This is a genomic window from Nostoc sp. JL23 (assembly GCF_017115065.1).
Taxonomy (GTDB): Bacteria; Cyanobacteriota; Cyanobacteriia; order Cyanobacteriales; family Nostocaceae; genus Nostoc; species Nostoc punctiforme_A.
In genome coordinates, this window is the sequence record NZ_JABXKN010000048.1 from 53,559 (window position 1) to 75,684 (window position 22,126).

General features: G+C 41.0%; 18 protein-coding genes. 10 read left to right on the top strand and 8 right to left on the bottom strand.

Annotated features, from left to right (window positions below; translation table 11 throughout):
- The first annotated feature begins 30 nt into the window (after nt 1-30).
- Nucleotides 31-225 carry a hypothetical protein gene (locus HWQ42_RS09835; RefSeq protein ID WP_292811395.1) on the top strand — a complete coding sequence of 65 codons (195 nt, stop codon included), beginning with the start codon at nt 31-33 and terminating at the stop codon, nt 223-225.
- Between the two features lie 1,161 nt (nt 226-1,386).
- Here the strand turns inward: HWQ42_RS09835 and ilvB are convergent.
- From ilvB to HWQ42_RS09855, 4 genes are all read right to left on the bottom strand, one after another.
- Nucleotides 1,387-3,279, bottom strand: coding sequence for a biosynthetic-type acetolactate synthase large subunit (gene ilvB, locus HWQ42_RS09840; RefSeq protein WP_292811398.1), 1,893 nt, complete (start codon nt 3,277-3,279; stop codon nt 1,387-1,389).
- A gap of 132 nt (nt 3,280-3,411) precedes the next feature.
- Nucleotides 3,412-4,674 (bottom strand): MFS transporter, encoded by a 1,263-nt coding sequence (locus tag HWQ42_RS09845; RefSeq protein WP_292811400.1) that lies wholly within the window; start codon nt 4,672-4,674, stop codon nt 3,412-3,414.
- A gap of 161 nt (nt 4,675-4,835) precedes the next feature.
- Nucleotides 4,836-5,429 (bottom strand): hypothetical protein, encoded by a 594-nt coding sequence (locus HWQ42_RS09850; RefSeq protein WP_292811402.1) that lies wholly within the window; start codon nt 5,427-5,429, stop codon nt 4,836-4,838.
- Nucleotides 5,430-5,561: 132 nt separating this feature from the next.
- Complete coding sequence (locus HWQ42_RS09855; protein ID WP_334813719.1) at nt 5,562-5,777, bottom strand: transposase; 216 nt, start codon at nt 5,775-5,777, stop codon at nt 5,562-5,564.
- 98 nt (nt 5,778-5,875) lie between these two features.
- On the opposite strand from HWQ42_RS09855, the gene HWQ42_RS09860 reads away from it, so the two are divergent.
- On the top strand, nt 5,876-5,995 hold the full coding sequence (locus tag HWQ42_RS09860) for a DUF3137 domain-containing protein (protein ID WP_292811560.1): 120 nt from the start codon (nt 5,876-5,878) through the stop codon (nt 5,993-5,995).
- A gap of 311 nt (nt 5,996-6,306) precedes the next feature.
- The gene (locus HWQ42_RS09865; protein ID WP_292811404.1) at nt 6,307-7,425 is read left to right on the top strand and encodes a ferrochelatase; all 1,119 of its coding nucleotides are present in this window, start codon (nt 6,307-6,309) and stop codon (nt 7,423-7,425) included.
- Nucleotides 7,426-7,469: 44 nt separating this feature from the next.
- On the opposite strand, the gene HWQ42_RS09870 is transcribed toward HWQ42_RS09865, so the two are convergent.
- Nucleotides 7,470-8,015: an NADPH-dependent FMN reductase gene (locus HWQ42_RS09870; protein WP_094353353.1), complete on the bottom strand. Its 546-nt coding sequence runs from the start codon at nt 8,013-8,015 to the stop codon at nt 7,470-7,472.
- A gap of 389 nt (nt 8,016-8,404) precedes the next feature.
- Between HWQ42_RS09870 and ftsH the strand changes: the two genes are divergently transcribed.
- From ftsH to topA, 5 genes are all read left to right on the top strand, one after another.
- Entirely contained in the window at nt 8,405-10,294 is a 1,890-nt protein-coding gene (gene ftsH, locus HWQ42_RS09875) for an ATP-dependent zinc metalloprotease FtsH (RefSeq protein WP_292811407.1), read from the top strand.
- 315 nt (nt 10,295-10,609) lie between these two features.
- The gene (locus tag HWQ42_RS09880; RefSeq protein ID WP_292811409.1) at nt 10,610-11,524 is read left to right on the top strand and encodes a DUF928 domain-containing protein; all 915 of its coding nucleotides are present in this window, start codon (nt 10,610-10,612) and stop codon (nt 11,522-11,524) included.
- A 435-nt stretch (nt 11,525-11,959) separates the two neighbouring features.
- A complete protein-coding gene (locus tag HWQ42_RS09885) occupies nt 11,960-12,829 on the top strand; it encodes a hypothetical protein (RefSeq protein ID WP_292811411.1) in 870 nt (289 codons plus the stop codon).
- 11 nt (nt 12,830-12,840) lie between these two features.
- On the top strand, nt 12,841-13,407 hold the full coding sequence (locus tag HWQ42_RS09890; RefSeq protein ID WP_292811413.1) for a hypothetical protein: 567 nt from the start codon (nt 12,841-12,843) through the stop codon (nt 13,405-13,407).
- Between the two features lie 275 nt (nt 13,408-13,682).
- Nucleotides 13,683-15,848, top strand: coding sequence for a type I DNA topoisomerase (topA, locus tag HWQ42_RS09895; RefSeq protein ID WP_292811415.1), 2,166 nt, complete (start codon nt 13,683-13,685; stop codon nt 15,846-15,848).
- Nucleotides 15,849-15,884: 36 nt separating this feature from the next.
- Here topA and HWQ42_RS09900 read toward each other — a convergent pair whose 3' ends face one another.
- The 3 genes from HWQ42_RS09900 to HWQ42_RS09910 form a co-directional block, all read right to left on the bottom strand.
- Nucleotides 15,885-17,513 (bottom strand): DNA sulfur modification protein DndB, encoded by a 1,629-nt coding sequence (locus tag HWQ42_RS09900; protein ID WP_292735984.1) that lies wholly within the window; start codon nt 17,511-17,513, stop codon nt 15,885-15,887.
- 2 nt (nt 17,514-17,515) lie between these two features.
- Entirely contained in the window at nt 17,516-18,070 is a 555-nt protein-coding gene (locus HWQ42_RS09905; RefSeq protein WP_292735986.1) for a GIY-YIG nuclease family protein, read from the bottom strand.
- A 242-nt stretch (nt 18,071-18,312) separates the two neighbouring features.
- Nucleotides 18,313-18,831 (bottom strand): phosphoribosyltransferase, encoded by a 519-nt coding sequence (locus HWQ42_RS09910; protein WP_292811417.1) that lies wholly within the window; start codon nt 18,829-18,831, stop codon nt 18,313-18,315.
- A gap of 99 nt (nt 18,832-18,930) precedes the next feature.
- On the opposite strand from HWQ42_RS09910, the gene HWQ42_RS09915 reads away from it, so the two are divergent.
- Both HWQ42_RS09915 and HWQ42_RS09920 read left to right on the top strand, forming a co-directional pair.
- Nucleotides 18,931-20,382 carry an MFS transporter gene (locus tag HWQ42_RS09915; RefSeq protein ID WP_292811420.1) on the top strand — a complete coding sequence of 484 codons (1,452 nt, stop codon included), beginning with the start codon at nt 18,931-18,933 and terminating at the stop codon, nt 20,380-20,382.
- A 243-nt stretch (nt 20,383-20,625) separates the two neighbouring features.
- Entirely contained in the window at nt 20,626-22,098 is a 1,473-nt protein-coding gene (locus tag HWQ42_RS09920; protein WP_292811422.1) for an efflux RND transporter periplasmic adaptor subunit, read from the top strand.
- The last annotated feature ends 28 nt before the right edge of the window (nt 22,099-22,126 follow it).

The following is a 22,126-nucleotide window of genomic DNA, read 5'->3' on the forward strand; positions in this document are numbered from 1 at the left end:
TTCGCTGCTAATTATTGCTGCATCGAAGGTGTGGGAAAAATTCTGCTGAATATAGGAACCCGTGGACGAGGCTTATTTGCTGTTATATTGCCATTAGTAGCAGAAGAGTTATTAGTTGCCTCAGAAAAAAGAGGTGGTTTGCTATTAGTAGAATTGGCAAAATTACTCAATTGGGTAGCCGAAGATGAACTTGAAGATATGGAAGTAACATTCTCAGGATTTTGACTGTTAGTTTTTACCGGAGTTTGAGCTTGAGATGGAGTAACGAGGAAAGTTGAACTTGTTCCTAATACCAGTATGAGCAAATGAGAAATGTATTGTTGCATAGGGATTAGTAAAATGGGTTGATAAATATTCAAAGCTTAAAGAAGTTGTGTTAGTTCTCATTTAGAAACAAAACTGCAATTTTCCAATAGAAATCATGACGCTGTTGTCCGATATAACTTGAACACAGCGATTTCTAAATGAATAGACTATTAATGCTTAGTACATTAATTTGCTAACAACAATCTAACCTCCCTCAATCAATGGGAAGCTAAACTCTCTTTTATAAAAAGAAAGAGAGCGGTTATTTTAAGACTACTGAATCTGGCTGAAAGAGAGTTAAAAATAGATGCACATGGAATAATTGACGTTTTTTTAATCAACTAAGCCAGCACAACCATTAATATTCTATTGATATTTGGCTTGTTAATAAAAGAGGAATGTTACTGAACTTTTTGACAAAGCTGATTTATATAAAATCAACTCTAACTCGCATATTTAACTAATTAAAGCAAAAAGTATATGAATTTTTAATAAAACCTAAGTTTGATAAAGTAGTTTTCGTTAATAAATGCCTGTATATTTCAGCAATATGCACTAATACCGATTCTGTATGAAGATGCGCTAAACCATATTAGGAGTGAAGTATAAGAAAAAAAACGAACCGCATACTCCTACGGAGAAGCAAGCTACACGCAGCGTCTCGTTAGAGGATCTTTGAAAAGTGTTTGACTGTGATTTTTATTGCGTTGTTACCCCCCTTACTCCCCCCTTGTAAAGGGGGGAAACAAGAAAAAATCTGGTTCCCTCCCCAATACATACGGGGAGGATTAGGGATGGGTAAAAAATATTTGATACATCAATCATGATTTTTAAAACATCCCCTTAAACCACGACCCATTTCTATTAGATAAGACAGACAATAATTAATTAAAATGAGATTTTTTTAGTCAAAGCGATTTAGTAAATTACTTAGGAAATATCTTTTTATCTCAACCTAATCTGGAAGATTAAGCGGCACCTACGCAAGAGAAAAGGGGGCAGGAATTAGGGAGAATTCTTGCATCTTTCTCCCCTTCTCCTTGCTCCCCTATCTTTCTGGTCTTGAATTATCAAAAAGCGTTATAACTTCGTCCCACACTCAGCACAGAAGTTATGGGTAGGAGCATTTTTTGCATTGCAGTTGCTACAATACACTGGCTCGGCTGCCGCTTTCGGCGCTTGCTTCTGCAAGCCGACCATTTGAGCGTTGCTCTTGCCAGGGGCTACCATTGGATAGCAGTTTTCGTCTCTGGTGACGTGGACATTTAAGATTACTGGCCCTTTGTGTGCTAGCATTTCAGCGATCGCATCTTTTAATTTACTGCGATCGCTGATTACCATGCCCTTAATGCCATAAGCTTTTCCCAATAACTCTACGTCTGGCATCCCCACTTCCATGTCGGAACATGAGTAACGTTCGCCATAGAAGGCTTGCTGCCACTGGCGCACCATCCCTTGCCAGCCGTTGTTGATAATTATTGTCTTGACATTTATTCCATACTGTGAAATTGTTCCTAGTTCCTGTAAACACATTTGGAAACTAGCATCACCGCTGATACAGATCACTTCTTCATCAGGAAACGCTACTTTCGCGCCCATTGCCGCAGGTAAGCCAAAACCCATCGTTCCCAAACCAGCGCTAGAAATCCAGCGCCTTGGGCCATTCTTCAGGAATTGTGCTGCCCACATTTGATGTTGTCCGACATCTGTGGTGTAGAAAGCATTGGGTGCTTGGCTATTTACTTCTACAATTACTTCTTGGGGTGAAATGCTGTCGGGATGGTGCGGTACTATCAGAGGATATTCTTCGCGCCAACGGTTGACTAAATTTAACCACTCTTGGTTTTGATTCGGTGTAGCCTTAATCCCTGTTTCTTTACAGCGACGCAATAAGTCTACTAACACGTTCCGCACATCGCCGACGATGGGCACTTCGGGAATGCGGTTTTTGCCAACTTCTGCCGGATCGATGTCGATGTGAATTACTTTGGCGCGGGAAGCGAATTCGTCTAACTTGCCTGTAACGCGATCGTCAAATCTAGCGCCGACGCAAATCAGTAAGTCACAATCACTAACGGCGAAGTTAGCGTAAGCGGTGCCGTGCATCCCCAACATTCCCAAAGCTAGGGGATGATGTTCGTCAAAGGCACCGATCCCCATTAAGGTTGTGGTGACAGGGATATCGAATAATTCAGCTAGTTGTTTGATTTCTTCATGGGCACCAGCTGCGATCGCGCCACCACCGACATACAATAGCGGACGGCGACTTTCAGTAATCAACTGAATTGCCGCATTAATCTGCCGAGGATTTCCCTTGACTGTAGGACGATAACCGCGTAACTTCACTGAGCCTGGTTTCACAGGTACATAGTCAAATTCTTCTAAAGCTACATCTTTGGGGACATCAATCAAAACTGGCCCCGGACGCCCAGTGCTAGCGATGTGGAAGGCTTCGGCGACAATTCGCGCCATATCTTTGGGGTCACGCACCACATAAGAGTGCTTGACGATTGGTAGGGTAATTCCGTAAATATCAGTTTCCTGAAACGCATCTGTACCAATCGATGGACGTGCTACTTGTCCCGTAACCACAACCATCGGGATCGAATCCATGTACGCTGTGGCGATGCCTGTCACTAAGTTAGTTGCTCCTGGGCCAGAAGTGCCAAAGCATACTCCTACTTTCCCTGTGGCACGGGCGTAACCATCAGCAGCGTGGGCTGCACCTTGCTCGTGTCTCACGAGAATGTGCTTCATACCACCAGTTGCTTCTTGCACCTTATACAGGTCGTCGTAAATTGGTAGAATTGCCCCACCAGGATAACCAAAAATATAATCAACGCCGTGGCGATGAAGGCTGTCAAGCAGAGCAAAACCGCCAGATGCACGTTTGGGCACGATTGGCGGGCTAGAAGCACGAGACTGTTTTTGATTCTCAGTTTGTGGGAGACTAATTGGGGAAAGCGATCGCACGGTCAAACCTCAGACTATAGCTAAAGTTAATGCTGAATTCTGTAGTTAAGATTTCATTTTAATTGAAAACTTCAATCAAAATCTTATTAATTTTTATATTAAATATAAAGCTAGATTATTAGCTTACATTAGTTAAATTACGTCTTGCAAGACATTGCGGGTATTTTTCCAAGCCCAAACACCAACAACCACGACAACAATACTCATTCCTACTAGTATAAATCGCAAGCCCAGAACATCAGTTAATGGTCCAGTAATCGCCAGAGGTAATGCCAGAGCGATGTTGACGGCATGATTTTGAAAGCCAAATACTTTACCGTGCATGGTAGGTGGTGTTTGCTGTTGAATTAAAGTTTGCATAGGGACACCAATTAAGGCAGCACCTATACCCAAAAATGCACAGAGTCCTAGCGCCAGCAACAAGTTGTGCGTAAAAGTGAACACCCCTAAAACTAGTGCCATCATCAAAAATCCAATTAAAGGTAGAGGCTTGTGATGCAATTTATCACCCCAATGGCCTAAAATTGCCGCACCAAAGACCATACCTACCCCTGCTGCTGCTAAGAAAAAGCCAAACTGTTTTTCTTTTAGACCAAATTCCTCAGCTAATCGAATCGTCAGCACTGTTAAGGCTGCAAACACACAATATAAGGTTGTCAGTTGCAGCATAGCGTTTAAAATCAAAGGATTTTTCTTGAGATAGCGGAGGCTCTCGGTGAATTCAGCCCAAGGGTGATTTGATGCCTGGTGTTCCCGGTGAGGTTTGTCTTCTTTAAACTTAATTGGCTGCATAATTGCAGCCGATAATATGTATAATCCACCAACCACAATCTCTTGACCGTATTCTTCTCCCATCCAGCTTTTCGCCAAACTCAAAATCGGCTCTCCAATGGCAAAACCAACAATTAAAGCTCCCATCATCGTGCTGGTAAACAGCGCATTGGCTGCCAACAAATTCTCTCGTTTCACCAACAAGGGAATCGCTGCTTGTTCAGCTGGTGCAAAAAACTGCGTCACCGTGGAAATGGCAAAAGTCAGGATTAACAGAATCAAGAAGTGTCGTGGTAACAAGGGAAGACACAGCGTTAATATTCCCCGCACGACATCTGAGCCGACCATAATCAGCTTTTTTGGCAAACGGTCAACAAAGATACCACCGGCAGAGCCGAACAAAATTGCTGGGATTGTAAACGACAGCATCAAGGTTGAGTACATCGAGTTTTGTGCCAAACCAGGAAGCGGTGGGTAGTTCTCCAGCAGAGCAATCAGCAAAACGAAGAAGACCTTATCTGCTAACTGGGACAGGAGTTGCCCAATCCACAGGAGCATAAAACCACGGTTTTTTAGTAGTGCGCCAAAGCCGTTATTAACAGCAGCCGGTTCAGTTGGAAACATTAGATACTTATTTTGGGTAGATGGGGCATAGGTCATGGGGCATAGGGCATGGGGCATAGGACATGGGCTATGGGGTATAGTTTTTCTTGACTGTCACCTGTAACCTGTTCCCTTCATCACTCCTCACTCCTAACTCCTGTTTACTTACTCCATTGTCCGGATTAATTTGCTTCATAGTGCTTTAACAGCATAAGCAAAAATTCAGTTGCTGTCAGACGACCTTTGGGTGGAATAATCTCAATGGATGAATCTACCCAGCAGCCTTGTACAATTTGGGGCGATCGCCAGATGGACAAATGATCGACTGCTGGCTCTGCATAAAAGTTATTTTGCCCACTGCCTAGCAAACATGAACTCCAATGGGTGAAATAATCATGACTCATCCGATGAATAGGGAAATTACCCTGTAAAGGGACTCCCCATCCATCTATAGCAATCAACGCTTTGACACGACCACCCAAGAGTTGCCACAAATGTGCTGCCCCTATTGCCCCAACTACGCCAGCACTAAAGCTGATGAATATAATTGGTGATTCTAGAGAGTCGGTTAAGCGATACCTGCGGTGAGCTACGCTAACGCGCAAAAACTGCAAAATGTGCAAGGCTGATAAAACTAAAACATCTTTACCCGGATAAATCAGTATATTTGTAGGGTTGTGTGCGATCGCGCCATTAGAAACTAAATCTAACAATCCGACTCTAAAGCTTTCTGTTAACTCTGGCTCATGAATTCCAGGGCAAATAATTATATTCATCTGTCTATTCTGATTGGGCATTGGAAGATAATTCTTTGTGCTTATACTCGGATATATATCGTACCAGCAGCTTTTAGTATCATCAAAAGTTAGATCCCCGACTTATTTAAGAAGTCGGGGATCTGCATACCTCTAAGTATTGTTACTAGTCGGAAAATAGCTCTTTGCCCTCGCTAGCCACATACCGAGTTTAAAGACTCCCGTATACCAATCTTTGGTGGCATTGAAAATTTTTCTGAATTTTTCTTTTAACTCATGCATTACTTTCAAAGTTGGACATAAGCTTTTAACTTGTAGCAGTTTTTTAACTTGCTCTTCATTTAACTTATCTTCATTCTTCAGCAGGATGTGATTTTAATGCTTTAGCATAACAGGTACTGAAGAACCATATTTTCTTTGTAGATGACATGATATACATAGCCATTGAAGAAGCAGTATAAAATAATATATTTGAGTCTAATTTATTTACAAGTATGTTGAAGTTTGCGCCTTTAAGAGAATATTTTGAAACTCTCAACTTGATGTTGGGAATTGTTGAAGACTTAAATCTTGATAGACGCATTTAGCAAAAAGCTCTACCAAATTAATTTCACTGAAAACGCGGCTTTTTGGCATCTTAAGCACTTTCGCTATTCCACGCAACATAGCAGATGCCGTATTGGTTCAATTTTCCATGCCTACCTGCCCTGAGCGTCCCGCAGGGAAGGGATGCCCAATGCCCCACGTAAGTTTTGTATGTCTTTTGATGTATTATCTTGATTTCCCCACCATCCTATCCCCCTGGATGGGATAATAAGTTACAAGTAGGGAAAATGTGCAAACTATTCCCTGACTTTATAATATTTCTCTGCACTCTGGTTATATTGAGGAACTAATTGTGGTTGCCACGCCGGAAAAAGTACAACACACCCACGAGCATCTATCAGGTAAAGACCGTGTAGCCGTACTGCTTATGGGCTACGGCGAAGTCGAAAGCTACGAAGATTTCGCCAACTATAACGAACAGGCTTTAAATCTACTGACAGCAAAATTCGCACCAGTACCAACCTGGATTTATCCGCCTCTGGCAAAGCTTTTGGCGCTATTTGACCGCCACGAGTGGGGACACACACACCACGATTTTATCTCCCCACACAACGCCATTTTTGAACAGCAACGGGCTGGGATTGAGAAGAATTTACAAGAGAAATGGGGCGATAAAGTTCAAGTTTTCAAGGCTTTTAACTTCTGCGCCCCTTTTCTACCCAATCAAGTCTTGGCAGAAATCAAAACCCAAGGCTTTGAGAAGCTGCTAATTTACCCACTGCTGGTTGTTGATTCTATCTTTACTAGTGGAATTGCGATCGAGCAAGTTAACAATGCTCTGGTTGAGTTGACTGACGGTGAAGAACACTGGGTGAAAGCACAGCGCTACATTCCTTCTTTCTTCAACGAACCAGCTTACATCGATTTAATGGCTCATCTGGTTGAAGAGAAAATTGCTGAGTTAGCAGGAGCTTATCTCCCTTCTCAAATTGGCATTGTGCTAATGAACCACGGCTGTCCCCATAAAGCTAAAGGCTTTACTTCTGGGATTGCCGAAAGTGAAGCAATGTACGACTTGGTTCGGGATAAGTTGATTAACCGCTATCCCTTAATCTCCGTGGGTTGGCTCAATCATGACACGCCCTTAATTGATTGGACGCAGCCAAATGCAGAGCAAGCTGCTAATAACCTGATTCAATTGGGTGCGAAAGTAGTGATCTTTATGCCAATTGGCTTTGCCACAGAAAACCACGAAACTTTATTGGATGTACACCATATCATCCATGCTTTAGAGAAACAGCATCCTGGCACGAACTACGTGCAAATGGCTTGCGTCAACGATCATCCAGAATTCTTGGCAATGGTGGCGCAATGGGCTGATGCTCATATAGCAGAGTTGTTGTCGGAGCAACCTTTGGCAATTAATCCCCAACTAGCTGGGGATCACCATCATCACCACCATCATCATTAAGTTTTGAGTTTACTAGGGTGGGCAAAACTAGACCCACCCTACAATTAATTTACGCCCCGTAGTTTGCGAGTGTTATCAACTAAACTCTGAGCAAATTGATCAAATCTTTGAGAGAGCTTTTCATCTACTAGTTTGCCTTCAGGACTGAATGCACCCCAAGCTTGTCCGATCGCAATTTGTTCAGGGATAGACCAACAATGAACCCATCTGGTAATTAACCGTAGTTCATTTAGAGCGTTGCTATTAGACTGACCACCCAAAACACTAATAAATCCTGCTACTTTATCAGATAGTTGATCAAAACTCATTAAGTCCAGAGCATTTTTTAGGACACCACTAACGCCACCATGATACTCAGGTGTCGCTAAAATTAACCCATCGGCCTGACTAACTGTTTCTTGCAACCGCTGAACATCTGGATACTCTGGATACTCCTTTGCGCCAGTGCAAAATGGTAGCTGTAACTGTCGTAAATCGAGAATTTCTACCTCTGCACCTACAGCTTCAACCCTTTGCGCTGCGACTTCTAAAGCAAGCTGGGTATAAGAGTTGGGTCTTAAACTACCACCAATGCCAATAATTTTCACCATAATTAACCCACAAACTATTAACTAGCTACTATCACCAGATTTCTTAAAAAGCGGAATCGTTATGACTATGTTTATCTTAGCGATTTGTGCCGTAATGTGTCAAATTAATATCTACTGGGGAATGGGGAGCAGAGGAGAAGTTGCAGTAAGATTTTTCCACTCTGCAACTTTGCCCCTCTGCCTCTTGTACCCAATGCCCAGTTTTAACAGCTGCATACTAGATAACGATCGCTCAACTTTATGTAATAGCCTGAAGAAACTTGGGAATGCTTTTGTGAGGAAGTTAGACTAGATAAGAAAAGTGTAATTTCCAGTTATTACAATTTTTGATAGAAGAATAGGCATAAAACCAGCGCTTAACTTGTGCCAGCAGACAAAGGGTAATTATTATGACAAATTCGGGAAAAAAAGCATTGATAAAAAGGCAGTCCTCAAAGCGCGTTGCTTGGTTTGGTGCAATTGCTGCTAGTTTGATTATGTTGCCAGGAATTTTCGGAAGTACTCCTGTCATGGCACAAAAGGCAGAAACCGCCTCGCTAAATTATGGTGACTTGATCAAGAAAGTGAAGGCGGGAGAAGTCGAGAAAGTAGAGCTTGACGAAACCGAACAGCTAGCAAAGGTTTATCTCAAGGGACAAAAAGATAATACACCACCGCAACAGGTGAGACTTTTGGCGCAAAACACAGAGTTAATCAACATTCTCAAAGATAAGAATGTTGATTTTGGCGAAGTTTCCTCTGCGAACAGTCGAGCTGCTGTTGGACTGTTGATCAACTTGATGTGGATTTTGCCACTAGTAGCTTTAATGCTATTGTTCCTCCGACGCTCTACTAATGCTTCTAGCCAAGCGATGAGTTTCGGCAAATCCAAAGCTCGCTTCCAAATGGAGGCAAAAACTGGAGTGAAATTTGAAGATGTCGCCGGGGTTGAAGAAGCTAAAGAAGAACTTGAAGAAGTTGTGACTTTCCTAAAACAGCCAGAAAGATTTACTGCTGTAGGCGCACGGATTCCCAAAGGAGTGCTGTTAATTGGCCCTCCTGGTACTGGTAAAACTTTACTAGCAAAAGCGATCGCTGGTGAAGCTGGTGTACCATTCTTCAGTATTTCCGGTTCAGAATTTGTGGAAATGTTCGTTGGTGTGGGTGCATCTCGCGTGCGCGACCTCTTCAAGAAAGCCAAAGAGAATGCCCCTTGTCTAATATTTATCGATGAAATTGATGCAGTAGGTAGACAACGGGGTGCTGGGATTGGTGGCGGTAACGACGAGCGCGAACAAACCCTCAACCAACTGCTCACCGAAATGGATGGGTTTGAAGGTAACACAGGCATTATTATTATTGCTGCCACTAACCGCCCAGATGTTTTAGATACAGCGTTACTCAGACCGGGACGCTTTGACAGACAAGTGATGGTCGATCCACCCGATCTCAAAGGGCGACTGGAAATTTTGCAAGTCCATGCGCGGAATAAGAAAATCGATCCTAGCGTATCATTAGAAGCGATCGCTCGCCGCACTCCTGGTTTTACCGGCGCAGATTTAGCTAACTTACTCAACGAAGCCGCTATTCTCACCGCTAGAAGACGTAAAGAAGCCGTCACCCTTTTAGAAATTGATGCTGCTGTAGACCGAGTTGTTGCAGGTATGGAAGGTACCGCCTTAGTAGACAGTAAGAGCAAGCGCTTGATTGCTTATCATGAAGTTGGACACGCTTTAGTGGGCACATTGCTCAAAGACCACGATCCTGTGCAGAAAGTTACATTAATTCCACGGGGACAAGCACTGGGATTAACTTGGTTTACTCCCAACGAAGAACAGGGGTTAATTTCCCGTTCCCAACTCAAAGCTAGGATTACTGCTACTTTGGGTGGCCGCGCCGCCGAGGAAATCGTTTTTGGTAAGCCAGAAGTGACCACAGGTGCAAGCAATGACTTGCAACATGTGACAGGGATGGCGCGGCAGATGGTGACACGCTTCGGGATGTCAGAATTAGGCCCATTGTCCTTGGAAAATCAGAGTGGAGAGGTATTTTTAGGACGCGACTGGATGAATAAATCAGACTATTCTGAGGAAATTGCCGCCAAAATTGATTCTCAGGTGCGCGAAATTGTTAACAATTCCTACATTAAGTCCAAAGAACTGTTGCAAGAAAACCGTGTAGTTTTGGAACGTTTAGTAGATTTGCTAGTAGAACAGGAAACAATTGAAGGCGATTTATTCCGCAAAATTGTTGCTGATAATGCTCAGGTAGCCGATGCAAAGTTGGCTGTACCTCATTAGAAAGATGAGTGAAAAATAATGTAGATACGTAGCAGTGCTACGTATCTACAAGGATTCTGGATAAAGCATCTTTTATTTCACCAGATGTCTATTAAGGAATAGGCAAAAGCTAATAGTCCATCAACTTTAGACTACTAAAAATCCAAAGGTTAAGATTCCCGACTTTTTAAAAAAGTTGGGAATTTTGTTGTAAAAAAATTACAATACTACCTCAGCTTTCCCAGAAAGTAGCACACATCAAGTCTTTTCACTGTAAAGCTTAGGCTATTGTATTATATATACCCAAACAATGTACTACAAGTAAACATAAACATCATGAAATATAGATATTGGGCAAGTTATCTGCTTGCTGCTTTAGCATTTCTGCCCTTCGAGCCTGTAACCATGACTCAGGTTTTGGCAAAAGAGTCAGTTTACCAACTGGCACAAGGAAAATCTGCTTACACCCAATATATGCAGCTTGGTTATAACGAAACCAAACGGAGAAACTATAGAAAAGCTTTATTGAATTTTCAGCAAGCAGAGCGGCTACGTCCTGGAGATAGATATGCGACTTCTGCAATTAGAAATGTTACAAGTTACATTCAACGCGGTAGAAATCGTATCGCCTTTGTCCCAGGTAGACCTGGTAGGGTAAGGTCAGCAGGAACACGAGGAAGTTGCTTTCAAACTGGACAATATCTTATTCCCTTGACACCAACAGATAAAGAAGCTCAACGCACCACATCAGAGCATCCCACATTCTTTTTCTACGTTCCTCAAACCTCGACAACAGTGCAAGCACTAGAATTTGTTTTGCGGGATGGTGATAGCATTGACCCCTTGTATAAGGGAATTTTCAAACCTGTTGGGCAGAATGGTATTGTTAGTGTAAACGTACCTGTCGATCAGCCATCTCTACAAATCGGTAAAGAGTACAATTGGACTTTTTCGATGATTTGCGATCCTAATAATCGCGATAAAGACTTTTATGTAGAAGGTACAATTGTGCGATCGCAAGATGAAAACCTATCTCTTCAGCTAAACCAACCAAACACAGACTTAGATCGTGCCGTTTTATTCGCCACAGCCGGATTTTGGGAAGATGCTCTGAGAACTTTAGCTAATTTACGCCGCCAGCGTCCTAACGATCCCGAAGTTCAGAAATATTGGGAAGATTTGTTAAATTCAGTAGAGATTAAAGAAGTTGTAAATAAGCCTTTATTGCCCTGTTGTACTGCTCAGAAATAAATTAACAATTACTTAAAAACCCGGTTTTCATAGAGAAGCTGGGTTTTTTACCCTTCAATATAAGATTAAGCGATCGCAAATACCTACCCAAACCTATACAAAGCGGAGTCTGATGCAGCAATGTAGTTAAGGTGCTTGACATCACTTTGTAGTGCGATCGCAAACCGCTTTCATGAGAATCACTTAGAGCAGACAACATCAATTCTCGTTAACTACTGCTGTAAGTCAACCTGGTAGAGAAATAGGAAGTGCAAGATCAAATGAAACGCTACATTTTGCGTAACTATCTTTTTAAGTTCGGTAATCCACACTACATATGTATTATTATACTAAAGCAAATCTTCCATAGTAATGCTAATTTATACATAACTTTGACTAAAGTTTCATAGGTAGACAACCTTGTGAGACAGTCAATTGCAACTGTTTGAGTATTTTATGAGTTTATTTGACGGTGTATTTGATGATGCAAAAAATGCTCTCTTTCTTAGAGAAGATTCTAGGACAGAAGGTAAGTTGCCGCTTGCTATTGAGCAAATAATTGAAACAGAATTAGGATATTTTAATCAATCAGTATCTATTACTAACCAAAATCAGATTCCAGACACGCCTCAAATACCGATTCAGAATCCTACAACTTGGTTAAAGGTTCCAGATGTCATCTGTTGCTTTGTAGATATGGAAGGATCTACAAAACTTAGTGCCGGATTACATGACAAAACAACAGCAAAAGCGTATCGATTTTTTACAGAAACTGCTATCCGAATTTTTCATAAATTTGGAGCTGCATATATTGATATTAAAGGAGACGGAGTTTTTAGCCTATTTAACAAGAGCCAATCTTATACAGCACTTGCTGCAACTATATCATTTAAAACATTTGTTTATGAACATTTTACGCCTAAAGTTCAAAAACTAACTGAACAGAATGTTGGCGGTCATTTTGGAATTGATCAGAAAACTGTCTTAGTTCGTAGATTTGGGTTGAAGAGTTATCAAAATAGGACAGATAGGCAGAATGAGGTCTGGGCTGGAAAACCCATAAATATGGCAGCAAAACTAGCTAGTTTATCTACAAATAATAGGCTTTGGGTATCAGATAGATTTTTCTCTAATCTCAAAGATGAGCAGGCTATATATTCTTGTGGATGTCCAAATGGTGTTAATGAGGAGCTTTGGACAAAAGAAGATGTATCCAATGATAGTCGATTTGACTTTGATAATGCTTACAGTCTCGGCAGTAATTGGTGTGAAAAACATGGAAAGTCTTTTTGCTCAAATTTAGTAAAGCTAGACACTGTAAATTAGGCTTAATTTTTATGATTACATCCAAGCTTACTTCAATTTCTGAAATAGTAAATAATTGGCTTAAATTTGCTGAGGCTAAAAATGCTATTCTTCTGAGTTTTTCGGGTGTTATAATTACCATTATTTTTACATATATTAAAACTAGTACAAATATATCATTTACAGTTTATATAGGATTTACGATTGTCGTTTTTATATTATTTATTAGCTTGTTAATTTGTTCTTTATCCTTTCTTCCTAAAATTGATATCGAGCATTTTATTTGGTTAAGATCAAAACCATCCAGAAAATCTAAAATTTTGCTGAAAGATACGGATAACTTCTATTTTTTCAACGATCTTAAAAAATATCAACCTGAGACTTTGTTAGACTCAATGAATAGATTATATTTTGATAATCAAGTACAAATACCATATAGAAAAGAAGACTTAGATATAGCAAATCAAATAATTATTAATTCAGAAATTACATCAATAAAGTTCATATTTTTCAGAATAGCTTTATGGCACCTAATATTTTCTATTATTACTATTGGATTTTCATTACTGATTAGTGTATTGCTACATAGTAAATTATAAGTTCTAAGCATCCTACGCGCGAGTAGACAGGCTGTACTAAAAAATTTATTAGTTTAAAGTGTATTCTTTAAGACAAGACAAAAGACAAATATAGTTACAGCAATTGCAACAGCGCTCCACAATCAGGCATCCCGTTGATATAATTTACCTCTAAACTGAGTTGAGCAATTGTCAAAGCTTTTTGGTACAGTATTCTAGAAAATCCATATCACGAAAATAGGCGATCGCTAATTACAATTGCCAGTTTATTACTCAAAATCTAGAACGCAGTTGCTATGATCAAACGCCTGCTTGTAGTAGAATCTCCCGGAAAAGTCAAAAAACTCAGTCAAATTCTGGGTTCGGATTGGAAAGTTTTAGCTAGTTGTGGTCACATCCGAGAACTCAGCAATGAAGGGGACGATTCCTTGGGCTTTGTCATGGACGGCAGTAATGTCCGATGCAATTACGTTCCGCGTGACCAACGAGCGAAAGAAACAATCCAGAAGCTCAAGTCTGCGGTGAGGCAGGTTGATGAGGTTGTCTTAGCAACTGACCCAGACCGGGAAGGCGAAACAATTGCTTGGCATCTCAAAGAAACGCTGGGTTTAAGGGAACCGAAACGAGTAATTTATACTGAGATTACAGCATCGGCGGTGCAGAGTGCGATCGCTAATCCTAGAAAGCTAGACCAAAACTTAATTGGTGCTGGACTGTGCCGAGATTGCCTAGATAAGCTGGTGGGTTATAAAGGTAGCCCTTTAGTTTGGGCATTGAATAACGGCGCTAAGAGTGTTGGCAGAGTTCAAAGCGCGACGTTGCACTTGATTTGTCAGCGAGAAAACGAAATTCTGGCTTTTGTCCCCCAAGATTACTGGAGTGTTTGGGTAGATTATGCTGAAGGATTTCGGGCTTTTTACAAAGGGACGATTGATTCTGCGAAAGATGCGGCAGAGCAAGAAACTGAAACTCACGATGACGCAAAGGTAGGTAATAGTCCAGAAACACCGGAGTCTAAGCGCGTTCTTTCGGAAGCAGAGGCTACACGTTTAGTTGAAGAAGCACAGCGACATCCTCATCAGGTGATTCATTATGAAGGAAAAATTGTTAACCGCCAGCCACCGCCACCATTTACAACCTCCAGCCTTCAGCAAGCAGCCGGTTCAAAGTTGAGGTTTGCTCCCGACAAAACCATGATTGTTGCCCAAAAGCTTTATGAGGCAGGGCTGATAACATATATGCGAACAGATTCAGTAATGCTGAGTCCAGAATTTTGTGCCAGCGCCCGTAAATGGTTGGAGCAAAATGATCCGCCGAATGTACCGCAGCAAGTCGCCAAGCATCGTAGTAGCAAATCGGCTCAAGAAGCACATGAAGCCATTCGTCCAACTGATGTGTTTCGTCCCTCAGTTCAATTGCGCTTAGAACTTCCTGATGATGAGTTTAATCTGTATGTGATGATTTGGAAACGGTCAATTGCTTCTCAGTGTCGTGCTGCCCAATTGCGTAAAACTTTGGTTATTACTCGGTCTGGTTCTCTACTGTGGTCAGCCAGAGGGCAAGTAATTGAATTTTACGGTTATGCTCGGTACTGGAACAATCTCAGCAAGGATAGTGTTTTACCTTCATTACAACAGGGACAAGCATTAAAACTGGAGAATGCTGGACATGAAAAGAAGCAGACGCAGCCACCACCCCGTTACAGTGAACCAAAATTGGTGCAACTGATGGAACGTAAAGGAATTGGTCGCCCAAGTACTTATGCTCCTACTGTTGCTACTTTAAAAAAACGAAATTATGTCGAGTTGAAAAAAGACCATCTGCAACCGACAGCGTTAGGGTTAGAAGTTGATGCGTTTTTGCTCAAAGCACTGCCGGATTTACTAGAAGCGGAATTCACAGCAAAAATGGAGGATGCTCTTGATGCAATTTCTGAAGGAAAGAATTCTTGGCAGCATTATTTAACTAGTTGGAATCAGAATTACTTTATACCAGCGCTCTCCAAAGCTAAAACTGTAGTTGCGAGTTCCCCAAAAGGTAAAGCTAATGTGATAACTGAGTGCAAATATGAAACTTCTAAAACGCGATGCCCTGAGTGCAAAAATTTTCTCGCCAAAATTCCGAGTACTAAGGTTAAAAAGAAATATTTCCTCAAATGCACAAAAGGCTGTGATGTCGTGCTATTTTGGAGCGACTTTAATAAAACTTGGCAGCCACCACAAACTAAAGCAGTCCAAGCTGAGAATCAACAAAAACCTCCCGTCAAGATGACAGCATATCCCTGCCCAATATGTAAGAAACCTCTAGAGGAGTACAGTTATATCAAAGAGGGGCAGAGTAAGACAATGTTACGATGTTCTGACTCACAATCCCGTAAGGATACTAAACATAAAGATGTGGCTTATTTCAGTACACCAAAAGGGTGGTGGAGTCCTAAGTTTGGGGAGATATCAAAAACTTAACTAATTTTAGCTATTAATGTTGCAGGTCATTAAATTTTAGTCTTTTACTTCTTCAGTTTCTTTAAAAATATCCTCATCATCTTCAATTTCATCAGATTCCTCTTCGTCCTCCTCAGAAGAGTCAAGCAAATCTCGAACTTCAGCAAAGGAGTCATCTGATTCAGAAGATTCCTTTATCTGCTCATCAATAAAATCAACTTTAGGTAATTCTACATGAAAATCTTTTCTCCAAGTGGAAATCAAATTTTCATTCCAGTTAACCTCATTACTGACATCATCTTTAGTACGTTTTATCAAATCTCTCACCCCATCAGAAGAATCAAGCAATATCATTCTGACAAGATCAATACATCTTTCAACTCCAGATCCTGTAGTGATAATGGTTAGGTTTTGATTTGGGCGTACTAGAACATTAGACCAATGAGATTGATCTCGACTGAAAAAACCATCTTTATCCATTTTAGTAATACTAAGCGATATCGCATTAAGAATTGCTGGAATACGATACTCTATTCTTATCTTAAGTAAGAACCTTGAAACAGCAAAAAAAAGAATTTTTTGTCCTAAAAGAGTATAAAGAATGCTGGAATCTCGTAATTTTTTTATACTTGCTTTTTGACTTGCGTTTAATCGAGATTGCTCTGGTTGAATAGGAATATCTATACCTACGTGACTAATCTGTGATACCCAATCTTTGAATGGCTGAAGTTCAGTGAAAAACCACTTAAGCAATTCTTTTGTACCTATTTCTGGAAGTTTAGGATGAGACTCATAATAAGTCTCCAAAGCAATATTACGCTCAGTTGGTGAATTAAATGATTTCTTTAAAGCTTGCTTAGGATAATCTTTTAATAGTTCAATAGTACATTGACTAACCAAATCTAGAGTCGTTAAGTAAGGTTCTGATTGGTTTAGGCTTCTTGCTGTGGAAGACCATTTAACGAATCTATCTTCAAGCACTCCTTCCTCTAAAAGCTTTCTAGGAATTAATGCTGATATTTTACTATCATCAAGCAATAGCTGAGTTTGTTTATCAATTGATTTTGCAGTCTTGTTTATCACTGTAAAGATATTACGAGTTGCTTTAATGATCTCATCTCTTACAGTTTCGCTTAAGTCTGAATGGCCAACTCTGCCTAGATTGCCAAACACTAGATAAACAACTGGTATGTCAAAAGTTTCTGAACAACTAAAATTTTCTTTTATTTGTTGAGAGTTTAAAGGCTCTTTTCCAGTATGGGCGTTCCAATATCTTCTTAATGAAAGAAGTCTATGTTGACCATCAATTACAATTCTAGCTACATTTTTATATAGCTTTAAATTGACCCATTTTTCGACAGTTTTCCCCTGACTACTAACTGTAGAGAAGTCCCAAAACTCTCTTTGGTCATTTGAGTTGGGTAAAAGTACAACTACAATTGAATTAAAAAAGCGAATTCCACCCTGTGCTAGGTAAGAAAATATTTCTGTATTCGCTCTGTTTTCATCTAGTTTTCTTTGAACTCGTTCAGAGAAGCTCCAACTGCCTTGAATTTCATCAGCAAATCTAATATTTTCAACTGCATCACTTTGCTCAAGAGTTGTTATGAAGTACCTTACCTCACCAAACTCACCACTAATTGCCTTATATTCAATAGTCTCTGGAGACTGGTTATCTAATTCCATTTTTAACTCCTCTGTGTATTAAATTTAGGCTGACATAGCTGAATTAACAGGCTTTCCAACTCTCTAGAAATGTTTTTTGGGCAAGGTAAAAATACGAACAAAAATTCATCATTGGGTCTTAAGTTTGCGTACTTTGAGAAAAATCCATCATCTCGCTCCAAATGCTGAATGAATCTATCTCTTAAGTTGCTTGCAGTGCCAATGTAATCTGGGCGTTGGAGAATGCTACATGAGATTAGAAGATTTTTTAATATTCTTCGCTCTTTAGGCTGAGAAACAGCTTTAATAAATTGATCCATTTTTGGAGACAAACCAATTGACTCTCCACAAGTATCGACAATGAACTTACTTCTATTATCTTTCTCAGAAAACTTTGTTTTAAATACCGTATTTTTCATACGAGTATCTATATGATCAGATAATTTATTTTCTAAAAAATCAAATGCATGATACAAGGCATAAATACCTGATGTTTCAGGAAGATAGTCTGCGGCAGATATAGTTGCTGTAACTACAGTAAAGTTCTTGAAAAAGTTGTCGTGGACTGTTTCTTCCATAGATAGAAATCACAAAAAATTTAGATCAGAAAGCTCCGTTCCATGACTATGAGCAGAAAGCTATCCCTTTCCTCAATACCTGGCATTCAAGACGTTATCTATTCACGCCTGAAGAACAAGAGTACATATCAAAGACTAACAATGCTCCTAAAACAGAATATAGACTGTTTAGAGGTTTCAATGTGTACTTGAGCAGAAGTAAAGAGCAGCTAGAAGCTGGTGAATATGAGTCTATGTCTTTTTTAACACAGTTGACTTGCTTTAGCCGCAAGTTCTGCGGGGTTTATCTGCTCGTAGTGTTCAAAGGGTTGGTGAATCCACGGGTTGTCAGGCAGATAATCAACATAATAATCGGGTGCTATAACTGAACAAGCTTTATACCAAAGAACGGCGGTGCGAATTTCCTCAATGGGAAAATCAATATTTTGCTTGAGCCAAGGTATAGTCTGTTGGAGTGTTACCCCAGAGTCTACCAAATCATCCACTAGGAGAATGCGCGAACCTAACTTTTCGGCAGTCATTGTCAAGTGGCGGGAGAAAATTAGATTATTTCTTTCTTGCTTGCCAGGACCACTGTAAGATGAGGTTGCTAAAATTGCCAGTGGTTGCTGGTATATCCGGGAGAGAATATCTCCAACTCTTAATCCTCCTCTGGCAAGACAGATAATCTGGTTGAATTCCCAACCTGATTGATAAATCTGAATAGCCAGTTGTTCAATTTTTTGGTGATAATCTGACCAAGAAACATAAAGGTCTGGCATAAGTCTAACGGGAGTGGTAGATGACTGTATTGAAGGCGATGTCTACGACGGGCTATTGGGCGTCGCAGATTTTTTATTTTAGTATGAGTGCAAAGTTTTATGAATGATTCTGCTGCTGATGGCGGTGCCAAACGAGATATTCTCAGTGAAAAACTCGACTTAAAAACAAAGCTGGCTTACGGTGCAGGAGATTTAGGGCCAGCAATCACCGCAAATATCTCCGTCTTTTTTCTGCTGGTTTTCTTCACGAATGTTGCTGGTATCCCTGCGGGTCTAGCGGGCAGTATTTTGATGATTGGCAAAATCTGGGATGGCATAAACGATCCGTTTGTCGGCTTTCTGACTGATAAAACGAAATCTCGTCGTTGGGGGCGTCGTCTTCCTTGGATGTTTTATGGGGCAATCCCCTTTGGAATTTTCTTTTTCTTGCAGTGGATTGTACCGCAATTTAGTGCAAATCAGAGTGAGAATATTTGGCCATTATTTTGGTATTACGTAGTCATTGGGGTGATATCTCAGGCGTTTTACACGGTTGTGAATTTGCCTTATACGGCGATGACTCCAGAATTAACTCAAGATTATGACGAACGCACCAGCCTTAACAGCTATCGCTTTACATTTTCTATTGGTGGCAGTATTTTATCGTTGATTTTAACGCAAATTGTTTTTTCGCTGATTGCCGATCGCAAACAACAATATCTTGTTTTAGCAGCAGTTTCTACTGTAATTTCAATTTTAGGATTATATTGGTGCGTTTTTGGAGTCCGCGATCGCATCTTAGCTTTTGAGGCTAAACGCAGCCAAACCGAGGAACCTGCATCTCTCCCTTTCTTTGAACAGCTAAAAATTGTCTTTAGCAACCGACCTTTTTTATTTGTTATTGGTATATATCTTTGTTCTTGGCTAGGTGTGCAGGTAACAGCCAGCATTATTCCCTATTTTGTAGTCAATTGTATGGGACTCAAAGAATCAGATGTCCCCACAGTCATGATTGCAGTCCAAGGAACTGCTTTGTTGATGCTATTTGTCTGGGGAGCGTTGAGTAAAAAAATCGGCAAAAAAGTTGTTTATTTTCTGGGAATGAGTTTGTGGATTATAGCCGCCGCCGGACTATTTTTCTTACAGCCTGGTCAAATAGTTTTGATGTATGTGATGGCTGTGATGGCAGGTATTGGTGTATCCACAGCTTATCTAATTCCCTGGTCAATGATTCCAGATGTGATTGAATTAGATGAACTGCAAACCGGACAACGCAGAGAAGGCATTTTTTATGGCTTCATGGTTTTGCTGCAAAAATTTGGTTTAGCTTTGGGGCTATTTTTGGTGGGAAATTCTTTGCAAGTATCGGGTTTCAAAGAATCTGTAGCCGGAAGTCCACTACCCATCCAACCGGAATCAGCACTGTTTGCTATTCGCGTTGCCGTTGGCCCCATACCGACAGTTTGTTTGATTTTTGGCTTAGTTTTAACGTATTTTTACCCAATTACCCGCGAGATGCACGCTGAAATTATGCTGAAACTCAAAGAACGGCAAGAGAAGAGGGGGAGTTGAGGGGGCTGGGGTGCATGTTAAAGGTTACTGGGTTTGGGAAAATTCCATACCTTTACCCTTTTCCCCACAATGCCAAGAAGTCTATAAGATCAAAAATCAATAAAGGCACAACGGCTTAAAACAATTTCTCTCCAAAAGGGGTAGGCTAAAAAATAAATTATTAGTACACTAATGTTTAGTTTAACTAATATTGCGCTTATCTAATTAGAATCAATCGCAACCAACCATTTTGCGGAAGATGCGATGTCTAAAGACAAGCTAGTATGTGTCTGTGCTTCCCCTTTCCCCCAGATTGTTGATATGCGCTGTTTAGCTCCTGTTCAGACGATAAAGCCTTCGTCTTTGGCTGCTGAAACTGTTCCTCGTTTTCAGAGCATGATTCAAAGAGGGCGGTTCTCGCTACTTATATTAAGTCTAGCCTACTTGTGTAGTGCCTGTAATGCTTCCGAAGCCCAATCAAGTGGCAAAGAAGCAGGAAAAAAACGAGCTGTGCCAGTGGTGGTTGCTACTGCGACTCAAAAAACGATTCCAATACAGCTATCAGCGACGGGAACGGTGGAAGCATATTCTATAGTATCTGTCAAGTCTCAGGTGGGCGGTCAGCTTACTGGTGTCTATTTTCAGCAAGGACAGAACGTTAAAAAAGGAGACTTGTTATTTAAAATTGATTCTCGTCCTTTACAAGCTGCGCTGATGCAAGCTAATGCTGCCAAAGCGAAAGATTTAGCCCAAGTGAAACAGGCACAGGCAAATGTCCTCAAAGCGATCGCTCAAGTAAACCAGGCAAAAGCGAATGTAGTCAAGGATAAAGCCCAGGCAACAAATGCAGATGCACAAGCGCAACGTTATAGTAGTTTGCTTAAGCAAGGGGCAATCAGTAAAGAACAGGCCGAACAGTATCAAACCAGTGCTGATGCTCAACAAGCGACGGTGAACGCAGATCGAGGTGGTGTGGCAAATGCTCAAGCAGCAGTGGCGGCAGCCCAAGCAGATGTCCAAAATGCCCAGGCAGTAGTGGCATCAGATGAAGCTGCGATCGACAATGCCAAAGTTCAGCTTTCTTATAGTTCCATCTACTCACCAATTGCCGGACGCACAGGTAGCCTGAAGCTAAATCAAGGCAACTTGGTACAGGCGAATGCTACCGATCCGCTAATTACAATCAGCCAAATTCGCCCGATTTACGTCAACTTTTCTATTCCCCAGCGATTGCTGCCAGATATCAAAAAATACAGTGCCAATAACGGCAAGTTAGAAGTCGATGCTTTACCTCCTAAAGATGCAGGGCATCCGGTACGGGGCGAACTAACTTTTGTTGATAGTGGAGTCAATACCCAAACAGGCACAATTCAACTTAAGGGTACTTTTGCCAATGCTGATGAGCGGCTATTTCCGGGGCAGTTTGTCAATGTAGTACTCAAACTCAGCGAAGAACCAAATGCCATTACTGTGCCTTCTCAGGCGGTACAGAGTGGACAACAGGGGCAGTTTGTGTATGTAGTTAAACCTGACAAAACAGCAGAAATGCGTTTAATTACCGTCGGCGATACCGTTGGGAATGAAACGGTAATTAAGCAAGGGGTGAAACCAGGTGAGCAAGTAGTTACTGATGGACAATTCAACCTAGTGCCTGCTGCAACAGTCCAAGTGAAACCGGAAGTAGGAAGTAGAGGGGCAGGGGAGCAGGGGAGCAGAGGCGCAGAGGGGCAGAGGTGATGGAAAAGATGACAAATGACAAATGACC

Bases quoted from the DNA above. Each gene is read 5' to 3' on its own strand.
- HWQ42_RS09845 (WP_292811400.1), bottom strand. From the start codon at position 4,674: ATGTTTCCAACTGAACCGGCTGCTGTTAATAACGGCTTTGGCGCACTA.
- HWQ42_RS09850 (WP_292811402.1), bottom strand. From the start codon at position 5,429: ATGAATATAATTATTTGCCCTGGAATTCATGAGCCAGAGTTAACAGAA.
- HWQ42_RS09870 (WP_094353353.1), bottom strand. From the start codon at position 8,015: ATGGTGAAAATTATTGGCATTGGTGGTAGTTTAAGACCCAACTCTTAT.
- ftsH (WP_292811407.1), top strand. From the start codon at position 8,405: ATGACAAATTCGGGAAAAAAAGCATTGATAAAAAGGCAGTCCTCAAAG.
- HWQ42_RS09880 (WP_292811409.1), top strand. From the start codon at position 10,610: ATGAAATATAGATATTGGGCAAGTTATCTGCTTGCTGCTTTAGCATTT.
- HWQ42_RS09885 (WP_292811411.1), top strand. From the start codon at position 11,960: ATGAGTTTATTTGACGGTGTATTTGATGATGCAAAAAATGCTCTCTTT.
- HWQ42_RS09890 (WP_292811413.1), top strand. From the start codon at position 12,841: ATGATTACATCCAAGCTTACTTCAATTTCTGAAATAGTAAATAATTGG.
- topA (WP_292811415.1), top strand. From the start codon at position 13,683: ATGATCAAACGCCTGCTTGTAGTAGAATCTCCCGGAAAAGTCAAAAAA.
- HWQ42_RS09900 (WP_292735984.1), bottom strand. From the start codon at position 17,513: ATGGAATTAGATAACCAGTCTCCAGAGACTATTGAATATAAGGCAATT.
- HWQ42_RS09905 (WP_292735986.1), bottom strand. From the start codon at position 18,070: ATGGAAGAAACAGTCCACGACAACTTTTTCAAGAACTTTACTGTAGTT.
- HWQ42_RS09910 (WP_292811417.1), bottom strand. From the start codon at position 18,831: ATGCCAGACCTTTATGTTTCTTGGTCAGATTATCACCAAAAAATTGAA.
- HWQ42_RS09915 (WP_292811420.1), top strand. From the start codon at position 18,931: ATGAATGATTCTGCTGCTGATGGCGGTGCCAAACGAGATATTCTCAGT.
- HWQ42_RS09920 (WP_292811422.1), top strand. From the start codon at position 20,626: ATGTCTAAAGACAAGCTAGTATGTGTCTGTGCTTCCCCTTTCCCCCAG.